At 71.3% G+C, this 9,479-nt stretch carries 11 protein-coding genes; 4 read left to right on the top strand and 7 right to left on the bottom strand.

Annotated features, from left to right (window positions below; translation table 11 throughout):
- Positions 1-461: 461 nt before the first annotated feature.
- Both IE329_RS41345 and IE329_RS39345 read left to right on the top strand, forming a co-directional pair.
- Positions 462-635: a hypothetical protein gene (locus tag IE329_RS41345; protein WP_229928148.1), complete on the top strand. Its 174-nt coding sequence runs from the start codon at positions 462-464 to the stop codon at positions 633-635.
- 583 nt (positions 636-1,218) lie between these two features.
- Positions 1,219-1,599: a hypothetical protein gene (locus tag IE329_RS39345; RefSeq protein WP_190215871.1), complete on the top strand. Its 381-nt coding sequence runs from the start codon at positions 1,219-1,221 to the stop codon at positions 1,597-1,599.
- Positions 1,600-1,650: 51 nt separating this feature from the next.
- On the opposite strand, the gene IE329_RS39340 is transcribed toward IE329_RS39345, so the two are convergent.
- Complete coding sequence (locus IE329_RS39340; protein WP_190215870.1) at positions 1,651-1,938, bottom strand: hypothetical protein; 288 nt, start codon at positions 1,936-1,938, stop codon at positions 1,651-1,653.
- Positions 1,935-2,570, bottom strand: a complete 636-nt coding sequence (locus IE329_RS39335; RefSeq protein ID WP_229928147.1) for an ATP-binding protein — start codon at positions 2,568-2,570, stop codon at positions 1,935-1,937. Before IE329_RS39335 ends, IE329_RS39340 begins: the two co-directional genes overlap by 4 nt.
- A gap of 351 nt (positions 2,571-2,921) precedes the next feature.
- Between IE329_RS39335 and IE329_RS39330 the strand changes: the two genes are divergently transcribed.
- On the top strand, positions 2,922-3,764 hold the full coding sequence (locus tag IE329_RS39330) for a helix-turn-helix domain-containing protein (protein ID WP_190215868.1): 843 nt from the start codon (positions 2,922-2,924) through the stop codon (positions 3,762-3,764).
- Complete coding sequence (locus IE329_RS39325) at positions 3,761-3,985, top strand: DUF397 domain-containing protein (RefSeq protein ID WP_190215867.1); 225 nt, start codon at positions 3,761-3,763, stop codon at positions 3,983-3,985. Before IE329_RS39330 ends, IE329_RS39325 begins: the two co-directional genes overlap by 4 nt.
- Before the next feature lie 83 nt (positions 3,986-4,068).
- Here IE329_RS39325 and IE329_RS39320 read toward each other — a convergent pair whose 3' ends face one another.
- From IE329_RS39320 to IE329_RS39300, 5 genes are all read right to left on the bottom strand, one after another.
- On the bottom strand, positions 4,069-5,751 hold the full coding sequence (locus IE329_RS39320; RefSeq protein WP_190215866.1) for a flavin monoamine oxidase family protein: 1,683 nt from the start codon (positions 5,749-5,751) through the stop codon (positions 4,069-4,071).
- Positions 5,752-6,008: 257 nt separating this feature from the next.
- Positions 6,009-6,236 carry a DUF397 domain-containing protein gene (locus tag IE329_RS39315; RefSeq protein WP_190215865.1) on the bottom strand — a complete coding sequence of 76 codons (228 nt, stop codon included), beginning with the start codon at positions 6,234-6,236 and terminating at the stop codon, positions 6,009-6,011.
- Positions 6,237-6,285: 49 nt separating this feature from the next.
- Positions 6,286-6,696, bottom strand: a complete 411-nt coding sequence (locus IE329_RS39310) for a CoA-binding protein (protein ID WP_190215864.1) — start codon at positions 6,694-6,696, stop codon at positions 6,286-6,288.
- A 151-nt stretch (positions 6,697-6,847) separates the two neighbouring features.
- Complete coding sequence (locus IE329_RS39305; protein WP_190215863.1) at positions 6,848-7,459, bottom strand: hypothetical protein; 612 nt, start codon at positions 7,457-7,459, stop codon at positions 6,848-6,850.
- A gap of 159 nt (positions 7,460-7,618) precedes the next feature.
- Positions 7,619-8,956, bottom strand: a complete 1,338-nt coding sequence (locus IE329_RS39300) for a UDP-glucose dehydrogenase family protein (protein ID WP_190215862.1) — start codon at positions 8,954-8,956, stop codon at positions 7,619-7,621.
- Positions 8,957-9,479 lie beyond the last annotated feature (523 nt).

Genomic DNA, 9,479 nt, shown 5'->3' with positions numbered 1-9,479 from the left:
GGCAGTTGCCGCTTTTTCATTGCAATAGTCTCGACGCTAACGCAACGAGCCCCGGACATTGCGTTGCAATGGAATGAGCGTGAACGCTATGTGTGAGTGCCTATGCGGCGCGCAGCGGGCCAGGAGTGCGCATCCGCCGACATCCGAAGTGCCGTGGATGTCATGACTGCGGCCTATGAGGACGTTCCCTTCAGTGAGTTGCTCCACCACCCTGCGGCCACCACGCGAAGAATCGACGCCGTTCGCGCGCTGCGGTTGCGCCGCCGCGATGCCGGGGACCTTGCCCTGATGCGTGTCGAGCAGATGGAACGGGACGCCACCGTCGTCGACTTCAGTTCCCGTCTGCTGACCGGTCTGGTCCGTACCGACACATCCCGGCCCTGCGGCAGGCCCTGCCCGAGGCCCTGCCCTGGATCACCTTCCTGCCGGCCGGGGACGTCGACACCCTGATCGCGGAGCTGGTGGACACCGCTCGTGGCGCGGTCGCCCCGGACAACCTCGCTCCGAGCGCCCTGCTGCTCGCCCAGTGGAAGCACAGTGCTGAGATCTACGCCGATCCGGCGCTGTTCGACATCCTCACCCGTGAACCCGAGGGGGACCTCGGAGCCGTTCTCGCCCCTGGGGCGGCGGAGTGAGCCCCAAGCGCGGCGACCGCGCCGCGCCGTCCCCACCGGCGACGAGTACGACCTCAAGTTCTTGCGACCCGCACATAACCTCCGGCAATGAGACGCTCTCTGCGCCGGGCACCCCACGGCCCGTCGACGTGGATGGCACGGGGTTTCCGGGGCGTCCCTACACCCGTCGTGGTGCTCTCGCCCCATCTCGCGCCCGCAGGTTGCTGCGGCGAAGCGAGACGAGGAGCCTCGGCAGGCACTGCCGGAGGCCCGCGCACTGCCCCACCCGGCCAGCCGCCCACCCGAAGGCCGCACATGGTCCTGTCCTGAACAGAGCCGTGGGCCGTGGCGCGGGGTCCGCCTCGCTGCCTCCGGGCACCCTCCGGCAGCGTGTCGAGTCCAATCATGCCTTGTCAGAGGGGTCTTGCGGTAGGACCGAGAGCACGTCGGTCCGATCTTGTCCGGGCCCGCGCCGACCCTCAGACTCGATCCATCCACCTCGGTCCCACGTGCCGCCCTCTCCCTCCGGAGGGGCCGGCGCGTCCGTCGCGCTGCCCTGGCGTCGGCGGGTACGGCCCCGGGGTGGGAGCGACGAGGGGGATGAATGAATCACGACATGGTGCTGCGGACCCGGGTGCTGCTGCTGGACGAGGGCCGGCTCGGCCCGACGGTGGAGCTGCGGGCCTTCCGCCTGATGGCCTCGGTGAGCCCCGCCGCCTACCTGCCGAAGCTCTCCCGGGCGTTGGTGGCGTCCAGCAGCGGCCTGAAGCGCTGGGCGCGGCCGGAGCTGTGGCCGGCGTTCCTGGAGGAGGCCGTGGCGGCGGCCGAGCGGATGGACGTCTCGGACCCGTTGCGCGCGGACGTCCTCTTCGAAGCCCGGGACGCCTACCAGGCCCACCTGCGCGCGGTGGGGCGGCTGTCGGAGGCACTCCCCGGGTCCGCCACGGCCACCGGGCCGGGCCGGGCGGAGCGCGGCGGGCAGTAGCGTCACCCGGCCGGTGGGGTGGGCGGGCCTCCCCACCGGCCCGCTGCCCTGCTAGGCCCGGGCCGGGCTGACCCGGACCGCGTGCAGGCGGCCCTCCATCCGGAACGACAGGACCAACTCGCCGTCCCGGTCCAGGTGTTCGGTGACCCGCTGGACGGCGTTCGGACGCGTCAGGAAGTACTGGTAGGCGTCGTACTGGGTGGCGCCGAGCGGCAGCGTACGCAGCGAACTCCACAGCGCGGCCAGGGCATCGGCGAGATGCTCGAAGGTGGCGGGCGGCGTCACGTCCTCGATCTCGACGGTGAAGGGTGCCGGCGGCGGGGCGCTGTTCCTGCTCACGGCCGGCCTCCGGCGGCCGGAGCCGTCGATCCCAAGGCCCTGCACCGGTACCGGCCGAGGGGTGGGCGGTGGCCGCCGAGATCGCCGACGCCGGGCCTGGGCCGGAGCGCTCGGATGCGGCGGTCGAGGAGCTGTGACGGCAGGCGGTCGGCGGGGTCGGCCGGGTCGGGCGGATCCACCGGACCGGCAAGGGCGTTGGCGGCCGGGTGCGGGACGGCCAGCGCCCGGAGCCGGGCCGCGCTCCCCTTCGCCAACTGCACCTCCACCCACGTCTTCTTCCCGGAGTTCAGCCGGATGGTGCCCCGTCGCAGCGCCAGCGCGTCGACCAGGACCAGCCCGCGTCCGCCCTCGTCCTCCGCCTCGGGCTCCCGCTGCTGCGGTTCGGTCGGATTGGCGTCCTCGACGGTGAGGACGACCGTGCCGTCCTCGGTGCCGATGAGTCCGACGGTGGTGGTCTCCGTCTTGCCGTACCGCACCGCGTTGGTCACCAGTTCGGAGACCAGCAGTTCGATGACCGCCCGGTCGTCCGGATCCAGTTCCCCCACCCAGGTGCCCAGTTGGGCCACGGCGAGTCTTCGGGCGACGGCGACGGACGACTCGGACGCGGGGAGGCGGAAGCGGTTCTGGGGCATGGCGGATCCTCCTGGCCAGATGTGGCTGGGTGAGGCGGGTCGGTGATCCGAGGGCGGCCGTCGGCCGCAGGCGTCGGCAAGAGGTGGTACGGGTGCACCCGGGCAACCGCTCAGGTACATCAAGGTGTTGAAAGGCAGGCGTGGCCGAGCAGCTATGGATGTCACGCTGTGCTCGTCTTTCGTTGCTCTCAGCATGGCGGCTGACTTGCCGTCAGCGCAAGCCATGTCGAAGAAGTATGAAAACTTTCAGTTCTGCTCTGAAGGTGCCGGGTCAGCAGGCACAGTGGAGGTGGCGGACCGTCCGACAGGACGGGCACACTGGTCCACGAACAGGTCTGGAGGGGCGATCAGATGGCATCTGTGCCAGCCGTGCGGTATCGGCGCATCGCGGGAGAACTCAGGAAGTTGCGCGAGGCCAAGGGCATGTCGGCCGAGGAGGTCGTGGCCGGCGTCGGAGGCATCAACCTGGTCAAGCTCAGCAGGTACGAGAACGCCCGCGTGCAGCTGAAGCCCGAGGTGGTTCGCGCACTTCTGGACTTCTACGGGTGCGACGAGGAGCTCAAGGAAGTCCTGGTCGAGATCCTGAAGGAGAAGCGGCGGCCGGGCTGGGTGGCGGGCTACGACCAGCTGAACCCGCTCTACACCGACCTGATCCGGCTCGAAGAGACGGCGGTCGGCAACAAGTCCTACCAGGTCTCTTTCATTCCAGGGCTGTTCCAGACCCGTGCGTACGCCCACGCCATCATCTCCATGGGTGTGATCAAGACGCCCAGCGTGGAGGAGAGGGTCGAGGTTAGGCTCGCTCGTCAGTCGGTCCTGACACGCTCGGAGAACCCACTCAAGGTGTGGGCGGTGATCCACGAATCAGCGTTGAGCATGAGTGCCGCTGATGGTGTCATGGCCGACCAGCTCGACAAGCTGATCCACTTGAGCCGGTACCCGAACGTCAAAATTCAGATCATGCCTACGGTGGCGCCGCCGAATCCCGGGATGACTGGACCCTTTGCACTGTTGGAGTTCAGGCAACGGGACCTCGATCTCGTTTTGCTCAGCGGAATGCTCAGCAGCAACTGGGTCGAGGACCCGGACCACGTTGACATCTACCGGACGGCCTTCGACGAGATCATCGCGACCGCACTGGATCTCGATCAGTCACTCAGCCTCATCGCACAGAAGAGAGACCAGCTCAAGTGAATCCGTCCTTCCCCGTCGCCTCAGCCCTCCTCGTGCAGTGGAGGAAGGCGAGCGCCAGCAACCCCAATGACGACTGCGTCGAGTGCGGGCACCTGGGCGCATCCACCGCCGTCCGCGACAGCAAGAACCCCGACGGTCCCGCGCACCGCTACCCCGCCCAGGTCTTCGCGGACTTCGCGCGGGCCGTCGGGGCCGGGGTGCTCGTCCGGGTCGACAGCTGAGGGCAGTGCTCGCAGAGGTGGCCCGGCGCCGGAACCTGCGGGGCCGGGCCGCCTGCCGCTGAAACGGTCCTCCGGCGGCCGTCTCAACCCCCGCCGGTGGTAAGGCTCCTGGCGTCCGGCACGTGCTCGACGGGCAGCCGGACGGCTCGCTTGCCGTGGTGGATCCAGTCGAAGGCCCACTCGGCGGACATCAACGCGCCCTCCTGCCAGCCGGGGAGCGCGGAGACCTGGTCGCCGATCACCATGAAGGTGTCCTGGCCCTGCGGGTAGATCAGCGTCGAGTACAGCGCCTTGTGCTCCACGATCCTCGGGTTCCAGTCGGCCCAGGCGCCCAGTTGGTACGGGACCTTGTGCCAGGCGACCGACAGGCCCAGGGCGCCGGGCACGACCGCGTCGCTCGCGAACTCGTCGTGCAGCTTCGTCGCCGCCGCCCGGGCCACGCCCAGCCGGTCCTCGTGCGGGCGGTCGCCGAAGGTGCGGGCGCTCCCGTACGAGTTGTAGGTGCCGACCAGGGTGCCCTTGCCGGCGGGCGAGAAGTAGTCGTTGGACGGGTACCAGATCTGCGCGATCTCGTGGTCGATCCAGCTGATGCCGCCGAAGATCTGGTACCGCTCGCCCTCCCAGAAGCGCCGGTCGGCCTGCCAGCCGAGCTTGCAGGCGGCGGCGAAGGGGGTGTCCTGGACGGCCGACCGGAAGTCCTCGGAGAAGCCGTGCAGGGTGACCTTCCGCCGCAGCACCGGGATCGGGATGTTGCTGAGGCAGTAGTCGAACCGTCGGGTGCGCCCGGCGCCGTCCTCCGTCCAGCCGACGATCACACCGTCGCCGTCCAGCCGGATGTCCGAGACCGGCGCGTCGGTCCTGACCGTCCCGTCCGGCAGCGCGGCTGCCGCGCGGCGCCAGACGGTGTCCATGCCGCCGACCGGCTGGAACGAGGTGGTGTGCCAGTACAGGTTCACGTCCTGCTGGACGCCGTGCTTCCAGAACTCGCTGGCCAGCAGGTCCGCCAGGGGCAGCGGGTCGGCGGGCTCCTCCATCTGCTGGACGGTCAGGGGCCTGGCCAGGCCGGAGCGGGTGGAGCCGGTGTACGTCCGGTCGGCGCGGAGCGCGCCGAACTGGGTGAGCAGGCTGAGGTACTGCGTGCGCTGCTCGGAGGTGAGCCCGTCCTCGGCCTGGGTCCCCTGGTGGACGACGGCGGCGAGGGCCGCCGCGAGGTGCCCCCGGGTGTCGTTGGCGATCCGGCGGTGGTGCCGGGGGCCGCCGCGCCACGCCTTGTCGGTCTGGTAGAGGTTGGCCGTGCTGGTGTGGATGTAGGGCTCCAGCGGGACCTTGAGCCGGCGGCAGAGGTCGATGACCCGCTGGTGCATGTACGGGATCCGGCCGGCGCCGAGGTTGACGTAGAGGCCCTCGTCGAACCCGCAGGTCTGGTGCCGGACCGAGCCGTCGGCCCACTCCTCGGCGAGCCGGTCGCCCCGGCGGGCGGTGAGGGTGCGGCCGCCGACCCGGCCGGTCGCCTCCAGGACGGTCACCCGGTAGCCGGCCCCGGTGAACCTGAGCGCGGCCGCCAGCCCGGCCGCGCCCGCGCCGAGGATCGCCACCGTTCGCCCGGTGCCCGCCCGGTCGTCCGGAGCGGCGGCCGGGCGGGCCGCGGGCGCGGCGGAGGCCGGAAGGGCGCCGATCATGACCTGCTGGAGCAGGGCCGCCGAGGTGGCGGCCCCCGCCGCGGCCAGGAAGGCGCGGCGGGACGTCCCCGGGTCTGGCTGGTCCATCGAGGGCTCCTTGGGCGGTACCGGTCCGTCGGGTGCGAGCAGCGCCTGGATGTCACGTGCTGTCAGCAGCCCCTGGCCGGTACGCCGAGGGTCCTTCCCGGCCTCCTCGGTCCGGAGCCGGCCGGGGCAGGCCTTTCACCGAGCGTGACGTCCTGCTCGCATCATGACAGGAGGCGGCGCGCTCACCCCGGCACGGGCACGGCGCGACACGACACGACACGGCCGGGCGTAACCCCGAGGCCCGTCCGGCCCGGAGCCTACGGCCGGTAGTCGAGGTCGAACTCGCCGTCGACGGCGCCCAGTCGGAACGCCTCCCACTCGCCCTGGGTGAAGACCAGTACCGGGCCGTCGGGGTCGGCGCCGTTGCGCATGGCGATGTGGTCGTCGACGAAGGCGATCTGCGGGCCGTCCGACTGGCCGGGGGCGGCGAGCCAGATCGCGTCCGTCAGGTCGAGGGCCGGCTTCGGCGAAGTCGCTTCCGTCATCGTGCTGGTGCTCCTGGTGGTAGGTCCGAGGGCGGGCGAGGCGCCGGCCTCAGAGCAGCGGGATCTCGATCGCGGGGCAGCGGTTCATGACCATCTTCAGACCGGCCTCGGTGGTGCGAGCGTAGGCGGCCTCGTCCACCACGTCGAGCTGGAACCAGACGGCCTTGGCGCCCACGGCCACCGCCTCGTCCGCCACCGCGCCGGCCAGCGAGGAGTTCACGAACACGTCCACCACGTCGACCGGGAAGGGCACCTCGGCGAGGGTGGCGTACCCCTGCTCGCCGAGGACGGTCTCCGCCTTGGGGTGCACCGGCACGACCCGCTTGCCGTAGCGCTGCAGGACCCGGGCCACCCCGTACGCCGCGCGGGCGGTGTTGTTCGACAGGCCGACCACCGCCCACACCTCGCCCGTGCCGGTGAGGATCTCGCGGACCGTCGCGTCGTCTCCGTAGCTCGTCATGCCTGCTGCAACGGACCGGCCGCCGCGGCAATTCCGGCTCCGGCGGAGAGGTTCGCCCGTCCGGGCGACCGGACAGGAGAGCCCGCCCCGACCCGGTCGGGACGGGCTCTCCCCGCTCACCCGCGAGTTCCTCGCGGCGTGCTCGCGACGGCTACGCCGTGACCGCCTCGACCCCGAGGGCGCCGCCGAGCAGTTCCAGGTCCATGGCACCGATCCGCAGCCGCAGTTCGGTCTGCGCGCCCCGGACGGTGATCACATCGGTGAACCGGCGGGTGAGGGGCGGTGCGACCTGCTCCCACACCAGGCCGACCGGGCCTTCCAGCGGCTGGGACTTCCCGGCCAACGGGCGGTACGCCAGCAGGGCGCCGCCCGCACCGTCCGGACGCAGCAGCAGGAACCCGGGGGCGGGACGGGCGCCGCCCTCGAACTGGACCATCAGGTGCAGCCCGGCGCCCCCGCGCAACCGCGCCAGATCCTGCCCGGCGGTGTGCGGCCGGGCCAGGCCCAGCATCCGGGCCAGCCGGTCGAAGCGCCCCTGGCGGGCCGCCGCGGTCGGCTGGGTGCCCTCGACGTGCGGCATCGCGCTCGGGGGGAGGGTGGCCTTGCCGAGCGAAAGGGCCGGCATCCACACCAGGACGAACAGCAGGGTGAGCACGACGCCGAGTCCGTAACCCTCGATCGCCTCACCGACCCCGAAGCCGAGCGCGGCGACGATCAACGTCCCTACCAGTGCAACGAGTTGGAAAAGTCTGCCGTTCGCCATCGAAATCTCTCCAGAAGCCTGACGCCGTCGTGCGTCGCAGATCACGAGAGATTACGCGGCCCCGTTCCGCCGGACGTCGGGGGGCCGGGCCGTCCCACGGGACGGCCCGGTGCCCGGCCGACGACGGATGATCCACCCGGCCGGCTCCGCCGGACAGCCCTAGCTCGGGCGCCCCATCGCCCGGTACGACCAGCCGGCCGCCCGCCAGGCGGCGCCGTCCAGCACGTTGCGGCCGTCCAGCAGCCGGCGTTCGGCGACGACGGTGCCCAGCTCCGCCGGGTCCAGCTCGCGGAACTCCTGCCATTCCGTCAGGTGCAGCACGACATGGGCGCCGTGGGCGGCCTCCATCGGGCTGTCCGCGTACGCCAGGCTGGGGAACATCTTGCGGGCGTTGTCCATCGCCTTCGGGTCGTAGACCGTGACCTGGGCGCCCTGGAGCTGGATCTGCGCGGCGACGTTCAGCGCGGGGGAGTCCCGGATGTCGTCCGAGTTGGGCTTGAAGGCGGCCCCGAGGACGGCCACCTGGCGGCCCAGGAACCCGCCGCCGCACTGCTCGCGGGCCAGCTCCACCATCCGCGAGCGGCGCCGCATGTTGATCGAGTCGACCTCGCGCAGGAAGGTCAGCGCCTGGTCGGCGCCCAGCTCCCCGGCCCTGGCCATGAACGCGCGGATGTCCTTGGGCAGGCAGCCGCCGCCGAAGCCGAGCCCGGCGTTGAGGAACTTGCCGCCGATCCGCTCGTCGTAGGAGAGCGCCTTGCTGAGCTGGGTGACGTCGGCGCCGGCGCTCTCGCACACCTCGGCCATCGCGTTGATGAACGAGATCTTGGTGGCCAGGAAGGAGTTCGCGGCGGCCTTGACCAGCTCGGCGGTGGCGAAGTCGGTGACCACGAACGGGACGCCCTCGCCGATCGGCGTCGCGTACACCTCGCGCAGCAGCTCCTCGGCCCGCTCGCTGCGGGTGCCGACCACGATCCGGTCCGGGTGCAGGGTGTCGCCGACGGCGAAGCCCTCCCGCAGGAACTCCGGGTTCCAGGCCAGCTCGGCCCCCTCCCCGACCGGGGCCAGGGCGGCCAGCCGCTCCGCGAGGCGGCTCGCCGAGCCGACCGGGACGGTGGACTTGCCGACCACCAGCGTGGGGCGGGTCAGGTAGGGCGCGATCGAGTCCACCGCGGCGTCGACGTAGCTCATGTCGGCCGCGAACTCCCCCTTGCGCTGCGGGGTGTTCACACAGATGAAGTGGACGTCGCCGAACTCGGCGGCCTCCTGCGGCGAGGTGGTGAACCGCAGCCGCCCGGACGAACCCTCGTGCCCCGCGACGTGCTTGAGCAGCAGCTCGGAGAGCCCCGGTTCGTACATCGGGATCCGGCCGGCGGTCAGCGTGGCGATCTTGTCCGGGTCGATGTCCAGGCCGAGCACCTCGAAGCCGAACTCCGCCAGGCAGGCGGCGTGGGTGGCACCGAGATAGCCGGTGCCGATCACTGAGATGCGGAGGGCCACGGGTTCCCCTTTGCGGAATTTGGGACCTGTCGGGTGTCGCTGAGCGCGGGACGCAAGGACCGATGCTATCCGCACGCGGAAGCGGCGGGGCCGGTCGTGTCTCGGCAGGGACAAAAGCGGCAAATCCGCCCGTCCCGTTCACCCGGTGTGCGACCTGGGTACCGGTTCGGTGACGAAGGCCCGTGCCGGCCGGGCCCGGTGGTGCGGCCGGCGGCCCGGCGGCAGGCCCGGCGCAGGGTCGACGGGCCCCTGCGGCCGGACGGATCCACGCCGGTTCCCGTCCCGGCCCTCATGGGGGCGCCCACGGGCCGGCCGGGCGCCGCCCCCGGCGCCACGGTGCGCCGCCGGACCGGTACGGAGTGTCGCGCATGTCACGTGCGGCCTGGGCAGGGCGCAACCCTAGAATTAGGATCTACTTAACGGTAATTAACTAAACGAGCGAGGCATCATGGCGGGCAGCGCAGGAGCGGACTTCGATCTCTTCCGTACCACCGAGGAGCACGACATGCTCCGGGAGGCGGTG

Source organism: Kitasatospora indigofera, from assembly GCF_014655955.1.
GTDB classification, from domain to species: Bacteria; Actinomycetota; Actinomycetes; order Streptomycetales; family Streptomycetaceae; genus Kitasatospora; species Kitasatospora indigofera.
The sequence above is the reverse complement of the archived record's forward strand: the minus strand, read 5'-3'. Positions and strand labels throughout refer to the sequence as shown.

Excerpts from the sequence above, each read along its gene's own strand:
- IE329_RS39320 (WP_190215866.1), bottom strand. The coding sequence starts at position 5,751 with ATGGACCAGCCAGACCCGGGGACGTCCCGCCGCGCCTTCCTGGCCGCG.
- IE329_RS39310 (WP_190215864.1), bottom strand. The coding sequence starts at position 6,696 with ATGACGAGCTACGGAGACGACGCGACGGTCCGCGAGATCCTCACCGGC.
- IE329_RS39345 (WP_190215871.1), top strand. The coding sequence starts at position 1,219 with ATGAATCACGACATGGTGCTGCGGACCCGGGTGCTGCTGCTGGACGAG.
- IE329_RS39335 (WP_229928147.1), bottom strand. The coding sequence starts at position 2,570 with ATGCCCCAGAACCGCTTCCGCCTCCCCGCGTCCGAGTCGTCCGTCGCC.
- IE329_RS39315 (WP_190215865.1), bottom strand. The coding sequence starts at position 6,236 with ATGACGGAAGCGACTTCGCCGAAGCCGGCCCTCGACCTGACGGACGCG.
- IE329_RS39305 (WP_190215863.1), bottom strand. The coding sequence starts at position 7,459 with ATGGCGAACGGCAGACTTTTCCAACTCGTTGCACTGGTAGGGACGTTG.
- IE329_RS39330 (WP_190215868.1), top strand. The coding sequence starts at position 2,922 with ATGGCATCTGTGCCAGCCGTGCGGTATCGGCGCATCGCGGGAGAACTC.